This is a genomic window from Terriglobus aquaticus (assembly GCF_025685415.1).
Classification (GTDB): Bacteria; Acidobacteriota; Terriglobia; order Terriglobales; family Acidobacteriaceae; genus Terriglobus; species Terriglobus aquaticus.
In genome coordinates, this window is the sequence record NZ_JAGSYB010000001.1 from 140,501 (window position 1) to 159,928 (window position 19,428).

At 62.0% G+C, this 19,428-nt stretch carries 15 protein-coding genes; 9 read left to right on the plus strand and 6 right to left on the minus strand.

The window, feature by feature from the left end; all coding sequences use genetic code 11:
• The first annotated feature begins 52 nt into the window (after positions 1–52).
• Positions 53–646, plus strand: coding sequence for a DUF421 domain-containing protein (locus OHL12_RS00720; RefSeq protein ID WP_263411925.1), 594 nt, complete (start codon positions 53–55; stop codon positions 644–646).
• 319 nt (positions 647–965) lie between these two features.
• Positions 966–2,954 (plus strand): acetate--CoA ligase, encoded by a 1,989-nt coding sequence (acs, locus tag OHL12_RS00725; RefSeq protein ID WP_263415041.1) that lies wholly within the window; start codon positions 966–968, stop codon positions 2,952–2,954.
• Between the two features lie 139 nt (positions 2,955–3,093).
• Here acs and OHL12_RS00730 read toward each other — a convergent pair whose 3' ends face one another.
• Both OHL12_RS00730 and OHL12_RS00735 read right to left on the minus strand, forming a co-directional pair.
• Positions 3,094–5,523, minus strand: coding sequence for a PAS domain S-box protein (locus OHL12_RS00730; RefSeq protein WP_263411926.1), 2,430 nt, complete (start codon positions 5,521–5,523; stop codon positions 3,094–3,096).
• A gap of 21 nt (positions 5,524–5,544) precedes the next feature.
• Positions 5,545–6,099 (minus strand): YybH family protein, encoded by a 555-nt coding sequence (locus tag OHL12_RS00735; protein WP_263411927.1) that lies wholly within the window; start codon positions 6,097–6,099, stop codon positions 5,545–5,547.
• Between the two features lie 133 nt (positions 6,100–6,232).
• Between OHL12_RS00735 and OHL12_RS00740 the strand changes: the two genes are divergently transcribed.
• On the plus strand, positions 6,233–7,657 hold the full coding sequence (locus tag OHL12_RS00740; protein WP_263411928.1) for a dicarboxylate/amino acid:cation symporter: 1,425 nt from the start codon (positions 6,233–6,235) through the stop codon (positions 7,655–7,657).
• A gap of 112 nt (positions 7,658–7,769) precedes the next feature.
• On the plus strand, positions 7,770–9,662 hold the full coding sequence (gene dxs / locus OHL12_RS00745) for a 1-deoxy-D-xylulose-5-phosphate synthase (RefSeq protein WP_263411929.1): 1,893 nt from the start codon (positions 7,770–7,772) through the stop codon (positions 9,660–9,662).
• A gap of 33 nt (positions 9,663–9,695) precedes the next feature.
• On the opposite strand, the gene OHL12_RS00750 is transcribed toward dxs, so the two are convergent.
• Complete coding sequence (locus tag OHL12_RS00750; protein ID WP_263411930.1) at positions 9,696–10,232, minus strand: SRPBCC family protein; 537 nt, start codon at positions 10,230–10,232, stop codon at positions 9,696–9,698.
• Between the two features lie 276 nt (positions 10,233–10,508).
• On the opposite strand from OHL12_RS00750, the gene OHL12_RS00755 reads away from it, so the two are divergent.
• Positions 10,509–13,226, plus strand: a complete 2,718-nt coding sequence (locus tag OHL12_RS00755; protein ID WP_263411931.1) for a TonB-dependent receptor domain-containing protein — start codon at positions 10,509–10,511, stop codon at positions 13,224–13,226.
• 17 nt (positions 13,227–13,243) lie between these two features.
• Positions 13,244–13,915 carry a Fe2+-dependent dioxygenase gene (locus tag OHL12_RS00760; protein ID WP_263411932.1) on the plus strand — a complete coding sequence of 224 codons (672 nt, stop codon included), beginning with the start codon at positions 13,244–13,246 and terminating at the stop codon, positions 13,913–13,915.
• A gap of 178 nt (positions 13,916–14,093) precedes the next feature.
• Here OHL12_RS00760 and OHL12_RS00765 read toward each other — a convergent pair whose 3' ends face one another.
• The gene (locus tag OHL12_RS00765; protein ID WP_263411933.1) at positions 14,094–14,654 is read right to left on the minus strand and encodes a fasciclin domain-containing protein; all 561 of its coding nucleotides are present in this window, start codon (positions 14,652–14,654) and stop codon (positions 14,094–14,096) included.
• 310 nt (positions 14,655–14,964) lie between these two features.
• On the opposite strand from OHL12_RS00765, the gene rfbD reads away from it, so the two are divergent.
• Positions 14,965–15,849 (plus strand): dTDP-4-dehydrorhamnose reductase, encoded by an 885-nt coding sequence (gene rfbD, locus OHL12_RS00770; RefSeq protein ID WP_263411934.1) that lies wholly within the window; start codon positions 14,965–14,967, stop codon positions 15,847–15,849.
• A gap of 13 nt (positions 15,850–15,862) precedes the next feature.
• Here the strand turns inward: rfbD and rfbC are convergent, their stop codons facing one another.
• Both rfbC and rfbA read right to left on the minus strand, forming a co-directional pair.
• Positions 15,863–16,414, minus strand: coding sequence for a dTDP-4-dehydrorhamnose 3,5-epimerase (gene rfbC / locus OHL12_RS00775; protein WP_263411935.1), 552 nt, complete (start codon positions 16,412–16,414; stop codon positions 15,863–15,865).
• A gap of 1 nt (position 16,415) precedes the next feature.
• Positions 16,416–17,357 carry a glucose-1-phosphate thymidylyltransferase RfbA gene (rfbA, locus tag OHL12_RS00780; RefSeq protein ID WP_263411936.1) on the minus strand — a complete coding sequence of 314 codons (942 nt, stop codon included), beginning with the start codon at positions 17,355–17,357 and terminating at the stop codon, positions 16,416–16,418.
• 79 nt (positions 17,358–17,436) lie between these two features.
• Here rfbA and rfbB point away from each other — a divergent pair, with 79 nt between their 5' ends.
• Together rfbB and OHL12_RS00790 are read left to right on the plus strand one after the other, a co-directional pair.
• Positions 17,437–18,501, plus strand: coding sequence for a dTDP-glucose 4,6-dehydratase (rfbB, locus tag OHL12_RS00785; RefSeq protein ID WP_263411937.1), 1,065 nt, complete (start codon positions 17,437–17,439; stop codon positions 18,499–18,501).
• Positions 18,502–18,758: 257 nt separating this feature from the next.
• Positions 18,759–19,370, plus strand: a complete 612-nt coding sequence (locus OHL12_RS00790; protein WP_263411938.1) for a sugar transferase — start codon at positions 18,759–18,761, stop codon at positions 19,368–19,370.
• The last annotated feature ends 58 nt before the right edge of the window (positions 19,371–19,428 follow it).

Sequence of the window (19,428 nt, forward strand, 5' to 3'; positions counted from 1 at the left end):
GATTCGGAAGCGGTACAAAAGGCTTGCACTCGGTGTCCTTTAGTCTGCTCCCATGCTTCAAGAGATGTTTCACGTGCCGCTTCCGCTGCTGGAAAAGATTCTTCGGCCGATTCTTGTGTATCTTGCGTTGATTCTTTTGCTGCGCTTATTCGGCAAGCGGGAGCTCGCGCAATTGAATCCGTTCGACCTGGTGTTGCTGCTGATGCTGTCAAACACAGTGCAGAACGCAATCATCGGAGATGACAATTCGCTATCCGGCGGCATTGTGGGTGCGGTCGCGTTGCTCTTGACGAACTTCCTGCTCAATCGTCTTCTGTTCCACTTTCCGAAGCTCGATCGCGCGCTGCAGGGAGAACAGACAGTGCTCGTGAGAGATGGAGCCGTGGATGCAAAAGCAATGAAGCAGGAGATGTTGACGCGCGAGGAATTGATACAGGTGATTCATCGACAGAACATCACCGGCCTCGCTGACGTTCGTCTGTGCGTGCTGGAACCGAACGGCACTTTCTATGTAGAAAGCACGCCCGACAGCGTGCCTCGGCTTCGTCACGAAGAACTGATGAAGCGGCTGGACGCCATGCAGCGCGAACTCTCGGAGTTACGCTCGAATGGACCTTCCAGGGACTCCGACCAAGCCACAGCTTAGCGACGCTGCAACCGGCGCATCTGCTCGCGATAGCGATCGCTCGTACCGCCCGCGGCGGCATCTCGCAGCGCTGAGCGATAGCCTGCAAGGAAGATGGTGTAGAGCACGGCCGCAGCGCAGCCCACACCGAAGAAAAAGCCCAGTGCCAGGCCGATCGCAGCGGAGATGGCAAAGCTTCAGAACACCTGCACAGAGTATCTCTCGATAGCGGGAGCGCCGATGACAAGAACTGGATGCCAGTCGCGCGATGCGCTCTGTAGAATCTACGAGCCGCGGCAGATTGTCGCGTGACTGTGAGGAGGCGCCCGCTGTGGCTGATGTGGTGACGGAAAGCGTATCGAAGCCGGGAACGGAAGCAGGCGGGCAACATCTGAAGTCGTCGCTGCGCGAAAATCGTGTGTTTCCGCCACCGGCGGAGTTCTCTGCGCGCGCACACGTTCGTTCCCTGGGCGACTACGAAGCGATGTATCGCCGCTCGGTGGAAGAACCCGATGCGTTCTGGGCCGAGGCCGCGGATTCGCTTGACTGGATGGAGCGCTGGACGCGCGTGCTGGACTGGGACGGCAGCCGCGCGCAATGGTATGTCGGCGGCAAGCTGAACCTGTGCGCGAATGCGGTGGACCGTCATGCTCTTGGTTCGCGCGCGAGCAAGGTTGCACTCCTGTGGGAAGGCGAACCGGGAGAGCAGCGCAGCTTGACGTATCAGGAGTTGCACACGGAGGTGCAGCGGTTCAGCAATGGCCTGAAGTCGCTGGGCGTGCGCAAGGGCGATCGCGTTTCGATCTACATGGGCATGTGCCCGGAGCTGGCCATCGCACTGCTAAGCTGCGCGCGCATTGGCGCCGTACATTCCGTGGTCTTCGGTGGCTTCGCGGCGCAGGCGCTGGCAGACCGCACCAACGACGCCCAATGCAAGGTGCTGATCACCCAGGATTCGAGCTTTCGGCGCGGCCAGCCGGTTCCCCTGAAAGCCATTGCCGATGAGGCGCTGACGCGCTGTGCGTGCGTGGAGAACGTGGTCGTGTTCCGCCGTAGCGGAACTCCGGTGCCGATGCAGGATGGCCGCGATCATTGGTGGCACGACGTGGTCGAGCGTGCCGAACGCGAGTGCGCGCCGGAGCCTATGGACGCGGAAGATCCGCTGTTCATCCTGTACACGAGCGGAACCACCGGGAAGCCGAAAGGTTTGGTTCACACGACAGGTGGGTACGGCGTCGGCACGCTGCTGACCACGCGCTACAACTTCGACCTGCACGAGACCGATGTGTACTTCTGCACGGCCGACATCGGATGGATCACCGGGCATAGCTACGTGGTGTACGGACCTCTGCTGAACGGTGCGACGGTGATGCTGTATGAGGGCGCGCCGAACTGGCCGGAGACGGATCGCTTCTGGCGCATGATCGATACGCACAAGGTCACGATCTTCTACACCGCACCGACAGCGATCCGCGCGTTCATGAAGTGGGGTACGGACTGCGTGCGGAAGCACTCGCTGTCATCGCTGCGCCTGCTGGGAACCGTGGGCGAGCCGATCAATCCCGAGGCATGGATGTGGTACCACCGCGAGATCGGGCACGAGCGTTGCCCCATTGTGGATACGTGGTGGCAGACGGAAACGGGCATGCACATGATCGCTCCCGTGCCCGGCGCGGTGCCGACGAAACCCGGCTCGGCGACACGTCCCTTCTTTGGCGTTGTGCCAGAGATTGTGACCAAGCAGGGCGAACCGGTGCCCGCGGGCTGTGGTGGCCTGCTGGTGATCCGCCGGCCCTGGCCTGCCATGGCGCGCACGATCTTTGGGGATCACGAGCGGTATGTGAAGACGTACTGGAGCGAGATCCCGGGAAGCTATTTCACAGGCGATGGCGCGCGCGTAGACGAGGACGGCTACTTCTGGCTGATGGGCCGCGTGGACGATGTCTTGAACGTGAGCGGGCACCGGCTGGGTACGATGGAGATCGAATCGGCACTGGTGGCGCACACGTCCGTTGCAGAGGCCGCTGTGGTGGGCCGGCCCGACGAGATGAAGGGAGAAGGTGTGATTGCCTTTGTGTCCCTGGCGGACGAACGCGAGCCTTCGCCGGCGCTGAAAGATGAGCTGAAGAAGTGGGTGGCGAAAGAGATCGGCGCGCTGGCGCGTCCGGACGACATCCGCTTTACGCCGGCGTTGCCGAAGACGAGGTCGGGCAAGATCATGCGGCGCCTGCTGCGTGAACTGGCCGCCACCGGGGAAGTGAAGGGCGACACGACCACGCTGGAGGATTTCAGCGTGGTCGCAAGCCTGAAGGAGAAGGACGAGGAGTAGCGCAGGCTGCGGCGCGAAGGATGCGAGCGGCGCGGGATGCCGCTCCGTCCGCCTTCGCGCGCAGAAATACTTGTGTGCTGATCGCAGACCCGCGGCTGGCGCTCGCGGAGCTCGCCAGCCAGGTTTGCGTCGAATGCTGCTAGCGCAGGCTGCTGCTGGGTTTCGAGGGCAGGCTGATGAAGAAGCTGGAGCCTTTCCCGACTTCGCTCTCGGCCCAGATGCGGCCGCCATGCTGGGTGACGATGGAACGGCAGATGGCGAGGCCTAGGCCGGTGCCGCCCATGGTGCGGGCGTCGGAGGCGTCCACCTGCTGGAAGCGGCCAAAGATGTGTTCCAGCTTTTCTGGAGGAATGCCGCGGCCTGTGTCGGCGACCTCGATCTGCACCTCGTTTGGTCCCATGCTGCGCGTGCTGAGCGTGATGGTGCCACCGGAAGGTGTGAACTTGAGAGCGTTGGAGATGAGGTTGGTGACCGTCTGAACGATGCGCTCGCCGTCGGCCCAGGCGAGCACGGGCTCCAGTTGGAAGCGTAGCGTGATGCCGGCTTTGGCAGCGCTCGCGGCCAGGAGTTCGGCTGCGTGGCGCACCAGGGCATCGGCAGAGACGCTGCTGTAGTGCAGCTCGGCCTTGCCAGAGCCGATCCGCTCCAGCTCCAGGATGTCGTTGACCAGGTTGACGAGGCGGTCGGTGTTGCCGATGGCGATCTGGAGCATCTGCTCCTGTTTCTCGGGCCTGGTGGCAAGCGCGCCGGAGGCGATGAGACCCAGGGAGGCGCGCATGCTGGTAAGCGGCGTCCGCAACTCGTGCGACACCGTGGAGACGAACTCGTCCTTCATGCGGTCCAGGGCGCTGCGTTCGGTGACGTCGGTGAAGGCGACCACAACACCCGTCACGTCCCCGTTTTCCGTGATGGGACAGGCAACGTACTCGACCGGGAAGCTGGTGCCGTCAGCGCGCCAGAAGACTTCGGAGGAGATGCGAACAGTCTTGTGTTCGCGTGCGGCGTTCAGGATGGGGCTGTCGTGTTCCGCGTAGACACGGCCGTCGGCGCGATGGTGGTGCACCAGCTCGTGGAGATTCTTGCCGAGGATGTCGGTTGCGATCTGCTCGCTGCTGAAGCCCAGCATGTGCGCCGCGGCCGGATTACAGACCGTACAGGCGCCGTCCAGGTCCATGCCGAGGATGCCGTCGCCAACGGAGTCGAGGATGGAGTTCGATTGTTGCGTCAGCCGGAGCAGCCGCTCTTCCGCACGCACTTTTTCCGTGATGTCGACGGCGAAACAGAGGGCGTAGATTTCGCCGGCGCTGGACTCGGCGAGGCGGTTGCGGAAAGCGAGGATACGAAGGCTGCCGTCGCGATGGCACAGGTCAAAGGTGCCCTGCGCCTCGCCGGTTTTGAGCAGGCGGCGCAGGTAGCTGCCGAACCCCGCGCGATCTTCGTCCTGCAGAAACACATTCAGCGGTCGGCCCAGCATCTCTGAGACGCTATAGCCCAGGTTTTCAGCACCATAGCTATTGATCGACAGGAGGTTGCCGCGCTGATCGTGCGTGAAGACGGCGCCCAGGGAGCCTTCGATAAGCTGCCGGTACCGGGATTCGCTTTCCCGCAGCGTCTCCTCTGCTTCGCGCTGCATGGTGACGTCGATGCCGGTGGCAATGATGAACGCGACGTCCTTCTGTCCGTCCGTCAGCGCCGTGGCCGTCCATTGGATGAGGCGCGTGGTCTTGTCGCGAGTGAGCCAGCGATCTTCGTACTCGGCAGGGAAGCGGCCCTCGCGCAGGCGCGCAAACGCCTCGATCGCTTCTGAACGATCGGAAGGCGGAACCAGGGTGTCCCACAGGGTGTGACCGACGATCTCTTCCACCGCGTAGCCGGAGATGGTTTCGCAAGTCCGGTTGAACCGGACAACACGGCCCGCAGTGTCAAACACGACGACCAGGGCACCTACCGTGTCCAGAACGGCGGAGACGAAGTTGCGCTCCACGGTAAGGGCTGCTTCCACGCGCTGCCGCGTGCGAGCTTCGCGCTCGTTGGAACGAAGCCGGACGCTGAGCTCCAGGCGGGTCAGGATCGTCTGCGCGAGCGTGCGGAGCGTGGTTGCTTCAATCTCATCCAGGTCGCGCGGCTCGTAGTCGTAGATGCAGAGGCAGCCGATGGCGAAGCCGTCGGCCGTGATGAGCGGCGCTCCGGCATAGAACTGGAACGACTGCGACCCGACACGGATGCCGGTGTTGGCGTACTGCTCGTCTTCCGCCGCGTGCGGAATGCTGAACAGGTCGTTGCCGCGGATGGTCTCATCACAAGGTGCATCGCTGCGCGGCATGTCAGACGCCTGCAGGCCGACACTGGCCTTGAACAGGACGAAGTCGCGACCGACCAGCGAAATGGCGGCGGCGCTCACCTGGCACACGTCTGCACACAGTTGCACGATGGCTTCCAGGGCAGGATCGGCGGGAGTGTCCAGGATTTCCATGCGCTCCAGCCCTCGGAGACGCGCAGCCTCGCGCTGCTGCGCGGATTGCGCAGCGACATGCGGCATGCGGGTTGGAAGCGGGAGCTGTGTGCTCATCGTGATTTCCTGGCTACCTCCCTACGGGTTGGGCAGTTTGCAGCAGTCGCCGGCCGCGGGTGGTTCGTCGGCACTGGCATCCAGGGCGACCTTCCATTTGCCGTCCGGCATCTTCTTCCACACGGTGATGTATCGGCCGGACGTCTTGACAGGATTACCGTTCTGATCCTTGCTGGATCCTTCGTAGTGGCCCCAGGTGTAGCCCATGTCGCCTGATGGGCCCATTTGCGCGAATTCGGGGTACCAGGTGAGTTGGTAGGTGTCGGGCTTCCAGGTGGCAGCGGCGGCGATGCGGGTACGACCGTACACGGCCGCCTTGCCGTTGTTTAGCGTCATGCCATCGTCTGCGAACCAGCTTGCAAATGCAGCTCCGCCGCCCTTGGCAACAGCCTGGGAGAACTGGCCATCCAGGGTCAGCAGCTCCACAGCGCCAGGGGAGAGCGTTGGCTGCGTAAGCGGTGTTCCGGCGCTAGGAGCGCTGCGCGACGGGTCCAGGCCGATCTGGGCCTGCGCCGCGCGCGGGCGCAGCGCGCACAGCAGCAGTGGCGCGCATACGATAAGCTTCTGCAATTGCATTGGCAACGAGTCTCCACCATGGGTGAGATTGTTTGCAATAGCAATGTGGACAGGGGCTAACCCGGCAAGGTTAGCGCGCCTCCCACAAACGGTGCATTCCCAGAGTGCGCGAAAATTTGCTGAAGGGGAGAGCGTGCGGCCAAGAAATCTGAACCAGATCGGAACACCGCTGATCTCGGTTGTTCTGTTGCTGGCGGGCTTTGCGGTGCGCATCGCGGGCATTTCGTCCGGCGGCATGCATACGGCGGGCCTCTCCGCGCGGGTACTGGGCTGCGCTCTCCTGCTGTACTGGGCGGGCTGGGTTCGCCGCAGCCTCACGCCCCTGATCCTGGCGGGCATGGTACTTGGCATCGAGGTCGGGCTGGACACGCCCGGCGTTGCCGTCGGTGCGCACTTCCTGAGCGACATTTTTCTGCGGCTGGTCAAGACCATCGTCGCACCGCTGATTCTGGTCACGCTGATCTCGGGCATCGCGGGACACGGTGACCTGAAGAGCGTGGGCCGCATGGGATGGAAGAGCCTCGTCTATTTCGAGGTATTGACCACGGTGGCGCTGGTGCTGGGACTGATTGCGGCCAACCTGACGCATGCAGGTAGAGGTCTGAAGATGCCCGCTGAACTGGGCGGAGGGCTCGGAGCAGTTCCTCCACCGCTCCACTGGCAGGACTTCCTGGTCCACACGGTTCCGGAAAATTTGGCCAAGTCCGTCGCGGAAGGTCAGGTGTTGCAGGTGGCCGTCTTTGCGGTGCTCTTCGGCATCGGGCTGGCCCTCGTGCCTCGGGACAAGGCAGAGCCGCTGCTCCGCCTCACACACAGCATCAGCGAAGTGATGTTCCGGTTCACCAACCTGGTCATGTACCTGGCGCCCCTGGCAGTGGCCTCAGCCATGGCATTCACGGTAGCCAAGCTGGGCGGGGGAGTCCTGATCCACCTGGGCAAGCTGTTGGCTGTTTTCTATGCGACGGCTGCGGTGTTCGTGGCGGGCGTGCTGGTGCCGGTGGCGCTGCTGGCGCGGGTACCTCTGCGCCGATTTGTTCAACACGTGTCGGCACCAGCGGCGATTGCGTTTGCCACTGCCGCCAGCGAGGCGGCGCTGCCCCGGGCGATGGAGGAGATGGAGCTGCTGGGGGTTCCGCGGCGCGTGCTGGCGTTTGTGATCCCGGCCGGGTACTCGTTCAACCTGGATGGTTCGACGCTGTACCTGGCAATGGCCACGGTGTTTGTGGCCCAGGTGGCGGGCATGCCGCTAAGCGTGGGAACGCAGGTATTCATGGTCGGCACGCTGATGCTGGCGTCAAAAGGCGTCGCGGGCGTGCCGCGCGCGGTGCTGGTGGTGCTGCTTGCGACGGCATCGACGCTGCGGTTGCCAAGTGAGCCGATCCTGGTGCTGCTGGGCATTGACGCCCTGATGGACATGGGCCGGACCGCAATCAATGTGATCGGCAACTGCCTGGCCAGCGCGGTGGTAGCACGCTGGGAGGGTGTGTTTGGCGAGCAGACCGCCTCGGTCGCCGTCCGCGAGGAGGATTTGCTTTTGCAGGCGACTGGAGACAGATAATAGGAGGATTGCGCCGGATCAATTCCGGGTTCGATCCGGTCTCCGTCTTCGCCGTGGGGAGAGCGTCCAAGCAACAGTACCGCCGTGTGGCGGCAGGAGTTCCAAGCTCGGCATGAGTTCACTGCTAAGTACGATCGAATCGCCGGCGGACGTTAAGAAACTGACCATGCCGGAACTGCTGCAACTGGCAGAGGAGATTCGTGAGCGGCTGATTCGATCAGTGGCCAAGACGGGCGGTCACATCGGGCCGAATCTCGGCGTGGTGGAACTGACCCTGGCGATGCACTTCGTGTTCGATACACCGAAGGATTCGTTTGTCTTTGACGTGAGCCACCAGGCGTACGTTCACAAGCTGCTGACGGGGCGCGAGAAGCGGTTCGACACCATTCGGCAGCCCGGCGGGCTGAACGGATTTATGCTGCGCACCGAAAGCGAGCACGACAGCTTTGGCGCGGGCCACGCCGGTACCGCACTCAGCGCTGCGCTGGGTATGGCGGTAGCGCGCGACCGCAGCGGCGGGTCGGAACACATTGTGGCGCTGGCGGGCGATGCGGCGTTTACCTGCGGGATTTCGTACGAGGCGCTCAACAACATCGCATCGCAAACCAGGCGCATGATCATCGTGCTGAACGATAACGCCTGGTCAATCGACAAGAACGTGGGAGCGATCGCGTCGTACTTCCACAAGATCGTTACCCATCCCAGCTTTCGCTACCTGCATGAGCGTGCCACCAGCCTGATCGAGCGCTTTGGCGGCAAGGCAGCGTCGCACGTGGCTCGAAAGGCCGAGGAGAGCGTGAAAGGCCTGCTTGGCCCGTCCATGCTGTTTGAGGAGTTCGGCCTGGACTACTACGGGCCGATCGATGGCCACGACCTGCCGCTGCTGATCCAGACGTTCCAGTTCCTGAAGACGCAGAACCGGCCGGTCATCCTGCACGCGATTACGCAAAAGGGCAAAGGCTTTCAGCCGGCGCTGGATAAGCAGAAGAAGTTCCATGGCCTGGGACCGTACGATCCCGATACTGGCGAGACCGTAGCCGCAGGACAGAAGACATACTCCGAGGTGTTCGCGGAGACGCTGGTGAAGCTTGCGGACGGGGACGATAAGGTCGTGGCGATTACGGCGGCCATGCCGAACGGAACCGCGCTGGACCTGTTTCGGCCGCACCATCCTACGCGGTACTTCGATGTGGGCATCGCAGAGGAGCACGCGGTCATCTTCGCCGCCGGCATGGCGACCAAGGGATACCGGCCGTTTGTCGCGATTTACTCGACCTTTCTGCAGCGGGCGTTCGATCCAATCGTGCACGATGTCGCGTTGCAGAACCTGCCGGTTGCTTTCTGCATGGACCGCGGCAGCCTGAGCGGGGATGACGGCCCGACGCACCACGGCCTGTTCGACATCAGCTACCTGCGTTGCGTTCCGAACCTGGTGCACATGGTGCCCAAGGATGAGGATGAGCTTGCGGACATGATGCAGACGGCACTGGCGCATCCGGGCCCGAGCGCCATCCGGTACCCGCGTGGCACGGGGCCGGGTACGACGCTGAAGGCAAAGCCGGAGGCCCTCGCAATCGGGCGTGCGGAGATCCTGCAGGATGGCACGGACATCGCGATCCTTGGTCTTGGCGCGTTGCTGCCGCTGGCCTGGGACATGGCAAGGCGACTGGAGCAGCAGGGTTTCTCGGTGGCGGTGATCAATCCGCGCTTCGTTAAGCCGATCGACCGCGACACTGTGGAGCACTACGGCCGCGGATGTGGTCTGGTGGTGACGTTTGAAGATCACGTGCTGGCCGGTGGGTTCGGCTCGGCCGTGCTGGAGACGTTGAGCGCAGCCGAGATCACGACTCCCGTGGTGCGCATCGGCTGGCCCGATGAATTTGTGGACCACGGTAAGGTCGAGGCGCTGCGCCAGAAGTATGGGGTCACGGTCGAGCGCGCGATGGAACTGGCGCAGCCCCACCTGCAGGCGCTGGAGCATCGTCGCTTGGTAACGCATCAGTAGACGGCACACATGCTGGTGCTGCGCGCTGTCGCTCTAGCGTCGTGCCCGGCGTTCGGCATACAGCGGCATCAGCTTCGCTGTTTTGCGATGGCGAGTGCGAAAGATGTGGTGCATTTGGAGCCGGCCGCCCAACAGGTTGGCCAGGTCTCCCAGCGGACCTCCGGGAAACTCGTACTCCACCCTGTCGTGCACGATGCTGCCCGGAACGCCGTCGCGCGTTTCGGCTCGCACGCTGTGGCAATGCCGCCAGTAGTGGAATGGACCGGCGGTTTGCTCGTCGCAGAAGTGGTCGTTCCACGCAAACTCCGGGATCAGCGCATGCCAGCGGATGCGGAAGGGCAAACCGGGCAGAGCTCGAAAGCTGAGCACCATGGTCGTGCCTGCGCCCGTTGCGATGCGCGCCGGTGATCCGGGCGGCGGTGGCGGCGGCGCAACAAAGAACACTTCTTCGATGCGTGCCTTCTGCCAGCCCGGCATCAACGGGGGCAGGTTCTGCGGATTCGCGAAGAACGCAAAGACCAGTTCGGGCGCAAAGGGGAGCCATTGTTCCGCTTCGAAAACGTGGCGCATGGGTGATTGGAGGCACACGGCGGAGCCTCTGTTGCAGCGTTGGAATGCGCGACTCGGGCGTTTATCGCGAAATTGGGAGTTGATTGCGGACCGATCTAGTCTTCGTTTGAGGTATGCTGCTCATATCGGACCAGAGATGTCGCAGTTCGGAGCGGAAAGGCTTCGATACAGGCGCACTACGGTCAAGCGAGGCAAGGTTGAGGGACCGGCCGAGCGAGCAAGAGCGGGACAGATGTTTGAGGGAACAAGTCACCGCCGCACTCTCGGAGTAGGACGTTGAAGAAGTACGGAAAAGCAGGCAAGTGGAAGTCCCGTTCGTCGCGGCTGATTATGCTGGGCGCGCTGGCAACAGGCGCGGTAGCGGCGAATCCGGCGAGCGCGGCGGTGCTCGGACGGACCCATGACAAGCACGATCAGGCACAGGCGCCGACGCTGTCCTTCGATATCGGCGCCGGGCAACTGGTAGACGCCCTGGAGTGCTGGAAGCATGTGACCGGGCTGGGATTAGGCCTGCACATGACGCCGGAGACGCTGGCCGGGTTCCAGACCAAGGGTCTGCACGGCACGTTCACCGCGGAAGCGGCTCTCCAAAGTTTGCTGGAAGGCACTGGGCTGGGCTACGTCGCGAAGGATAGTGGCACCCGGTTCGACATCCAGATTCTGAATGCGGAGCGGGTTGAGGTGCAGTCGAGCGCGAACTCCGTGGCGCTGAGCGGAATGACCGAGTCGCTGACCGACACCGCGCAAACGGTGAGTGTAGTTCCGCAGTACATCCTGCAGGAGCAGGCTGCGACGACGTTGCGGGACGGGCTGCGGAATGTGCCCGGCATCAGCCTGGCGGCGGGAGAAGGCGGATCGCAGGGCGACAACCTGACGATCCGCGGCTTCAGCGCTCGGAACGATATTTACCTCGACGGCATCCGCGACTTCGGGTCGTACTACCGCGATGCGTTCGACTACGAGTCGGTCGACGTTCTGGAGGGACCGGCGAGCGTGGAGTTTGGCCGCGGGTCGACCGGTGGGGTTGTGAATCAGGAGACGAAGCAGGCTGGCCCGCACCAGTTCGTTCGCACTGGAGTGCAGTTCGGCACAGACGGCCTGCGTCGCGGAACGGCGGACGTGAACCTGCCGTTGACCCAAATCCTGCCGCACGCTGCATGGCGCATCAACGCGGTGGGCATGGAAAGCGGCGTCGCCAGCCGCAATGTAACGGAGGTGCGCCGTGTCGGTGTGGCTTCGTCGCTGGCGTTCGGGGTAGGACAGCCGACGCGGTTCACCCTGAACTATCTGCACGAGTTCGAAGATTCGCAGCCCGACTACGGCCTGCCGTACTACGGCGCTGGCGTGGCAGCGGTGCCGCGCGCGAACTACTACGGCTTCGCCAAAGGCAATTACCTGACCACGCAGCCTGATGTGGTGACGGGCATCTTCGAGCACGACTTCGGCCTGCATCTGACGGTGCGCAACAGCCTGCGGTGGGGCTTCTACCCGCGCAATGTACTGATCACAGAACCGCAGATCAACACCACGGGAACCATCACCGGTGTTGGCGCGCCGCTGTATGGCACCAGCGGCAGCAGCGCGGTCTATGCCAACTACACGGTCACCTGCAATCCGAATGCCGCGGCGATCGCTTCACAGTGTTATCCGGTGGATACGCCGCTCAGTTCCGTGAGCGTGCTGCGCAACCAGATCAACGCGAACTCAGTGGAAGATGTGTTGTGGGATCGCGCCGAGGCAATTGGGCACTTGCGTTTTCACGGCATCGATAACGACTTCACCGTTGCGATGGAGGGGGGACGCGAACGTTCGAACCCGCTGCGGACCAAGTTCGTGTTTGCGCCGACGCAACAGTACACCAACGCTCTGAATCCCACGCCGGGCGACAACTTCTCTCCGACGGCGGCGGCGTTCAACGGATTTACCCACGTGAGCTCGCAAAGCTACGCGGTGAACTTTCTGGACACGCTGAAGCTGCGTCCCTGGTTGCTGCTGTCGGGCGGTGTGCGTTTCGACTACTTCAACACGCGTGCGCAGGCGGCAGCAGTGCCGGCGAACGCTACGGCCAGCGTTTCAGCAGCGGCGGCAACGGACCTGAGCCGGTTGGACAAGCAGCCGACGTATCGGGCTGCGGTGGTGGTGAAGCCGACGCAGAATGGCAGCGTGTATTTCGACTACGGCACCAGCTTCAATCCATCGGCTGAGTCGCTGTCGCTGGCGGCGAACACGGCGACTGCGCCACCTGAGGAGAACACGACCTATGAGGTTGGTGTGAAGTGGGATCTGCTGAACAGCCGCCTGAACCTGAACAGCAGCGTGTTCCGCACGGAGAAACTGAACGCACGCGAGACCGATCCGACGAACTCGCTGAATTCCTTGCTGGTGGGCAATCAGTTGGTACGAGGCGCGCAGATCGGCGCGCTGGGGCATCTGCCTCATCACTTCGACCTGATCGTCGGGTACGCGTATCTGGACGGGCGTGTGGAGAAGTCCGTGGTGAACGCTTCGCCGTTCGCAGCGATCAACAACAACTTCTATGCAGCCGCGTTGAAACTGAACCCGGCAAACCCGCTATCCGTCATCGATCCGCGGTACAACACGGCTCCGTACTACCTGTCGCCCAACAACTTCCCGTTTGCAAACGTTCCGAAGAACAGTGGCAATGTGTGGGTGACACACGGTTTGCCCTGGCGACTGGTGGGCGGCTTCGGCGGCAACTACCTGGGCGCTCGACGGGCTTCGTCGACCAGTGCGATTGCGCTATACAACCAGCCCGGGCCTGCGCCGCTGTCGACGATTCCATTCGCCTTCAAAGCCATCCCCGGTTACACCGTGCTTAGCGCGATGGTGCGACGGCCGATCAACGAGCGCATGGACCTGCAGGTGAACTTCAACAATCTGACGAACAAATTCTTCATCGACACGCCGCACCCGAATCACCTGATTCCGGGCGAAGGCTTCAACACGCAATTCAGCTACAACGTTCACTTCTAGGGTGCGAGGAGAGCCGGATGCTGATCGCAATTCCAGAGGTGTTCAACAAGGAGCAGACGCGCCAGTTGCGTGCGGAACTGGACAAGGCGGAGTGGGTGGACGGCAAGGTGACCGCCGGCCACCAGTCCGCGATGACCAAGCGCAACTCGCAGATACCGGAAAGCTCGCCGGTGGCTCGTGCCGTGGGGGAGCGCATTCTGCAGGCGCTGGGGAGCCATCCGCTGTTTCGTTCGGCGGCTCTGCCGCTGCGGGTCTTTCCGCCGTTGTTCAACCGGTATGCGGGTGGGCAGGATTTTGGAACGCACGTGGACAATGCGATTCGCACGCACGCTGCGAGCGGACACCGCATTCGCACGGACCTGTCGTGCACGCTCTTCTTTAGCGAGCCCGACGAGTATGACGGCGGAGAACTGATCGTGGAGGACACCTACGGATCGCAGAGCATCAAGCTGCCTGCGGGGCACATGGTGCTGTACCCGTCGACCAGCCTGCATTCTGTGAAACCGGTCACGCGTGGCGCTCGCGTGAGCAGCTTTTTCTGGCTGCAAAGCATGGTGCGCAGCGACGAGCAGCGGCGACTTCTGTTTGACCTGGACAACAGCATTCAGATGCTGGAGCCGGGCAGCGCCGCGGCCGTGAAGCTGACCGGGATCTATCACAATCTGTTGCGCCAATGGGTCGAGATGTAGTTCAGAGAGCATCAGGCTGCCCGCAAAGCAAGAGCTGCGGGCGGAGCGCGGGAGACTCGGCACTGCCCTCACAGTGCGGGTCTCCCGCTTTATCGGCTGTAGAACGGCTGCGCTTGGAACGCGCAAACGAGATGCTCTTGCGAGCATCCCGTTTGCGTATACCCGAGGGTAGAGGCAGTTAGTTGGGCATCAACACGGTGTCGATCACGTGGATCACGCCGTTGCTCTGGAAGACGTCAGCGGTGGTGACGGTTGCAGTGCCACCCTTTTCGTCGGTCAGCGTGATGTTGCTGCCGTTCATCATCGCCTTCAGGGTGCCGCCTTCGACGGTGGTCAGCGTCGCGGTGCCGTTGCCCTTCTTGATCATCTTGGCGAGATCCTTGGACGAGATCTTTCCTTTGACGACGTGGTAGGTGAGGATCTTGGTCAACTGCGCCTTGTTTTCAGGCTGAGTCAGCGTGTCGACCGTGCCGGCGGGCAGCTTGTTGAAGGCATCGTCGGTAGGAGCAAATACGGTGAACGGGCCGGCGCTGCTCAAGGTGTCGACCAGGCCGGCAGCTTTGACAGCGGTAACCAGGGTCTTGTGAATGGGGGAGGCGGCGGCGTTCTCAACGATGGTCTTGTTGGGGTACATGGGCGCTCCGCCCACGTCAGGATCTTTCTGTGCGACAGCGTGGTTTGCGCCAAACAGACCTGCGGCCAACGCGAGCGCGAGCAAAGCTCTCGTGATCTTCTTCATGGTGTTGCTCCTTGTGTCGTGTCCGCCCGGCGCCTGGGCTACACAGGGAGAACGAGAGGGCCTGAGAAAAGGATTGGACTCGCATGCTGATTATTTTCCGGTTTGAAGGGTGACAGGAAAGAGAGGGGCAGGTCGGCGTACTCACCTGCACCTGCGTGGGCTTGACCCTGCGTGCGCCAGTCAGTAGTTTGAGGGCATCCCGTCTGCAGTTGGCCCGTTGCATCAGGGCTGCATCTCATCCCTGCTATGCCGTGCATAGCCAGCCGTCGCCCGTACGAGATGTTCGTCGCGGCAACATCAGCAGGATCTCTTGAAGGTACTCATCACAGGAAGTACAGGGCAGGTAGGCAGCTACCTGGTGGATGCAATGCGCGGCTCTGCGCAGGTGGTTGCGCCGACACGTGCGGAACTGGATTTGCAATCGGAAGCGAGCATTCGCGAGGCCGTGCGAAGCGTGAACCCGGATTGGATTCTGCATCCTGCTGCATACACCGCCGTAGATCGCGCTGAGACGGAACGAGATCTTTGCTTTGCGATCAACGCTGCGGCCACCCGCACCTTTGCGGAAGAAAGTTTGAGGATCAACGCGGGGTTGGTCACGTTTTCGACGGACTACGTGTTCGATGGAAGCGCGGACCGCGCCTATCGCGAAGACGATGCGACCGCCCCGATCAACGTGTACGGGGAATCGAAGCTGCTGGCCGAGCAGTCGCTGCAGGAAGTGGGTGGGCTGTACTTCAACTTCAGGACGAGCTGGGTGTACAGCGCTCGCGGAAACAACTTTGTAAAGACGATGCTGCGCCTGGCGTCGACGCGGCCCGAGTTGAAGGTGGTTGCGGATCAGCAAGGATGTCCGAGCTCCGCGCGTGAGATCGCAGCTTGCGTTACCGCTCTGGTGAGCCGGCCCAAGGATGAACTCGGAGGCAAAGCGGGCAATTACCACCTGGCGGGGCAGGGTGAAACGACTTGGTTCGGATTTGCGCAGGAAGTGATCGCGCAAGCGAAGAAGCTGAAGCCCGAGATGCCTTGGGTCGAGCCGGAGCCGGTGCCGAGTTCAGCCTATGTGACGCCGGCGCGCCGGCCGGCCAACTCGCGGCTCTGCTGCGACCTTGCTCGAGAGCGACTCGCGTTGAGCATGCCGGAATGGACGAAGTCTATCGCCGAGGTTGTGCAGGAGCTACTGGCGCAGCAGTAGCTCCTGGTTAGACCTACGGGTAGGTTTCGGCAGTGGCCAAAGGCGAGCCGGCAAGATCCTTGGCGGAGAGGATCGCCTCGGCTGCACTGATGGGCCAGGAAATCTGCAGCGCGGGATCGTTCCACAAGAGGGTACGTTCGCCAGTCGGATGGTGTACATCGCTCACCTTGTACATCATGACCGTGTTCTCTTCGAGGGAGACAAAGCCGTGTGCGAAGCCAATGGGCACCAGCAGCGCGCGACCGTCGCCCTCACGAAGCTCGACCGCGACATGCTTGCCAAATGTGGGCGAACTGCGGCGCAGGTCTACGGCGTAGTCGATGACAGCGCCTCGCAGGACCCGCACCAGCTTGGCCTGCGGACGGCCGAGCTGATAATGCAAGCCGCGAACCACGTTCTTGCGCGAGTTGGAGATGTTGTCCTGTACCCACGTGGTCGCAAGTCCCGCTTCGCGGAAGGCTGCTTCGTTGAACAGCTCCTGGAAGTAGCCGCGATCGTCGCGGAAAACCGGCGATTCGTACAGGCGCACGCCTTCGATGGAGGTGGGCTGGCTAGTGACGGGCATGCTAGAGAATCTCGCTTGCTGCGTTGGACAGCGCAGCGTGTTCCTGGAGAATTTGCAGGAGGTACTCGCCGTAACCGCTCTTGCGCAAGGGCGTCGCAAGCTCCTGCAGTTTGGCTGCGTCGATAAAACCCATGCGGTAGGCAATCTCTTCCGGGCAAGCGACTTTCAGACCCTGGCGATGCTCAATAGTCTGAATGAACGCGCCGGCCTCCAGCAGGGACGTGTGCGTTCCGGTGTCGAGCCAGGCGGTACCGCGGCCCAGCGGCATGACGTCCAGCTTGCTGCTGCGCAGGTAATGAAGATTGACGTCGGTGATTTCCAGTTCACCGCGGGGCGATGGACGGATGCCTTTTGCAACGTCGACGACGTTCTTATCGTAGAAGTAGAGTCCGGTCACGGCATAGGGGGAGCGAGCCTTGGTGGGCTTCTCTTCGATGGAGATTGCCCTGCCTGTGCTATCGAACTCGACTACGCCGTAACGCTCCGGATCGGAGACGCGGTAGGCAAAGACGGTGGCACCGTCAGCGCGGGAAGAGGCTTCGCGAAGAAGCACGCCGAGCGATGTGCCAAAGAACAGGTTGTCGCCTAGCACGAGCGCGCTGGCGTCGCCGCCGATGAACTCTTCGCCAATGAGGAAGGCCTGTGCAAGTCCGTCGGGCCGTGGCTGCACGGCGTACTGGATGCTGAGTCCCCAGGCGGAGCCGTCGCCCAGCAACTGCGTAAAACGAGGCGTGTCTTCGGGCGTGGAGATGACAAGGATGTCCCGGATACCGGCCAGCATGAGTGTGCTGAGCGGGTAATAAATCATGGGCTTGTCATAGACGGGCAGCAACTGTTTCGACAGAACCTGGGTTAGCGGGTAGAGGCGCGTGCCGGAACCACCAGCCAGGATAATGCCCTTGCGCCGAATCGGGGCGCCGGTACCAATTTGAGACGGAGTCATGCCAGCCGCAATTGTATATGGGAGACTTTGCTTCAGATCGCGGTAAAGTGAGAGAACGCGAAAAAAGGAAAGAGAAGGAATGCCAGTATTAGTGACAGGCGGCTGCGGCTTTATTGGTGGGAACTTCGTGCTGGACTGGTTGAAGCAGTCGGACGAACCGATCATCAATCTGGACAAGCTGACGTACGCGGCCAATCCCGCCACGCTGAAGTCCGTCGAAGGTTCCCCGAGCTACACGTTTGTGCACGGCGACATCACCGACGGGGCATTGCTGGCCAACGTGTTCGCAAGGTATAAGCCGCGCGCTGTGGTTCACTTTGCAGCAGAAAGTCACGTGGATCGTTCTATCGCGAACCCTGAAGCGTTCCTCGCAACCAACGTCTTTGGAACGTACCACCTGTTGCAGGCGGCGCGCGAGTTTGTGAAGAGCGGTGCGGTGCCGGTCGACGAGTTCCGATTCTTGCATGTGTCCACCGACGAGGTTTATGGCACGTTGGAGCCGGAAGATCCTGCCTTCCACGAGGACACACCGTTCCGTCCGAACTCCCCCTACGCGGCCTCGAAAGCGTCGAGCGATCACCTGGCCCGGGCCTGGCATGAGACGTATGGCTTGCCGGTTCTCATTACTAACTGCTCCAACAACTACGGACCGTATCAATTTCCAGAGAAATTAATCCCGCTAGTTCTGCATCGCGCGCTGCGAGGTGAGACGCTGCCGGTATACGGCGATGGCAAGCAGGTGCGCGACTGGCTCTATGTGGGTGACCACTGCTCCGCCATCCGCACGGTTCTGCAGTCGGGCCGGCCCGGTCAGACCTACAACGTAGGCGGATGCAATCAGCGTACGAACCTGGAAGTGGTTCACACGCTTTGTTCGCTGCTGGACGAGCTTTCGCCGGACGCGAGCGGTGAGCCGTATTCCCGTCTGATCCGTCACGTAACTGATCGGCCAGGGCATGATCGCCGATATGCTATCGACGCGACCAAGATCGAGCGCGAGCTTGGCTGGACTCCGACCGAGACTTTTTCTACGGGTCTGCGTAGAACGGTAGAGTGGTACCTGCAACATCAACAGTGGGTCGAGGAAATCGCGAGTGGTGAGTACCTGAAATGGGTGGGACAAAACTACGCGGATCGGCAGTAACTCATGACGCTTCCGGAAAATTCACGCGAACCCGGAATCGTTCCTGGCACGGTACTATCAGGAGAACAGCGAGTCGACTCCAGAATGGAGGCGGAGCAATCCTGACCTCAAACCATGCATCTGACTCGGTAGGCCTCCCTATGTTGCCGATCGGCTCCCCCCACGTGAGTGTGACTCCAGCTTCCGCTCATCGAGTGAACCGGCAGGAACCGGCGAGACCCGTCCCCCTATGGGTGCATGGGGCAGGGAAGCGGGCCATGGACGTGGTCTTTGCTGCCACGGCCTTGCTGTTTCTCTCGCCGCTGCTTACAGCCATTGCTATCGCAGTCAAACTGACCTCAAAGGGGCCTGTTCTCTTCCGGCAGGAGCGGATGGGCAAGGGGGGTCAGTCCTTTACGATTCTGAAGTTCAGGACGATGCGAGTGCAGGATGGACCGTTGGTGACTGCACGCAACGACTCGCGCATTACGCAGGTTGGCCGGTGGTTGCGGCGCGCAAAGCTGGACGAGTTGCCGCAGATCGTTAACGTGCTTCGCGGCGACATGAGCCTGGTCGGACCGCGGCCCAAGATCAGCGATCACCAGGCTTTTGAGTTGATCTGCAGGCCGGGTCTTACTGGAGCAGCGACGCTCGCCTTCATCGAAGAAGAGAAGATGCTGGTGACGGTACCGGAAGACCAGTTGGAAACCTACGTGATCGACGTGCTGCACCGCATCAAGGCCGAGGTGGATCACGAGTACGCGCTCCGCAGCACCTTCGGGACAGACCTGATGCTGCTGTCCTCCACGGCTTTGCACCTGCTCCGGGTCCGCCGCTCCCGCAGGGTCGAGATGATGAACGACCACATCCGACAGTCGCAGCCAAGCTAGGGTGCGGGCGAAGCCGGTTTAGAGTCGCCCTTAGGCTTTTTTGCCAGCACCGGGTTGG

Coding starts and splice junctions, on each gene's coding strand:
- OHL12_RS00720 (WP_263411925.1), top strand. CDS start 53: ATGCTTCAAGAGATGTTTCACGTGCCGCTTCCGCTGCTGGAAAAGATT.
- OHL12_RS00730 (WP_263411926.1), bottom strand. CDS start 5,523: ATGAGCACACAGCTCCCGCTTCCAACCCGCATGCCGCATGTCGCTGCG.
- OHL12_RS00735 (WP_263411927.1), bottom strand. CDS start 6,099: ATGCAATTGCAGAAGCTTATCGTATGCGCGCCACTGCTGCTGTGCGCG.
- dxs (WP_263411929.1), top strand. CDS start 7,770: ATGAGTTCACTGCTAAGTACGATCGAATCGCCGGCGGACGTTAAGAAA.
- OHL12_RS00750 (WP_263411930.1), bottom strand. CDS start 10,232: ATGCGCCACGTTTTCGAAGCGGAACAATGGCTCCCCTTTGCGCCCGAA.
- OHL12_RS00760 (WP_263411932.1), top strand. CDS start 13,244: ATGCTGATCGCAATTCCAGAGGTGTTCAACAAGGAGCAGACGCGCCAG.
- OHL12_RS00765 (WP_263411933.1), bottom strand. CDS start 14,654: ATGAAGAAGATCACGAGAGCTTTGCTCGCGCTCGCGTTGGCCGCAGGT.
- rfbC (WP_263411935.1), bottom strand. CDS start 16,414: ATGCCCGTCACTAGCCAGCCCACCTCCATCGAAGGCGTGCGCCTGTAC.
- rfbA (WP_263411936.1), bottom strand. CDS start 17,357: ATGACTCCGTCTCAAATTGGTACCGGCGCCCCGATTCGGCGCAAGGGC.
- rfbB (WP_263411937.1), top strand. CDS start 17,437: ATGCCAGTATTAGTGACAGGCGGCTGCGGCTTTATTGGTGGGAACTTC.
- OHL12_RS00790 (WP_263411938.1), top strand. CDS start 18,759: ATGGACGTGGTCTTTGCTGCCACGGCCTTGCTGTTTCTCTCGCCGCTG.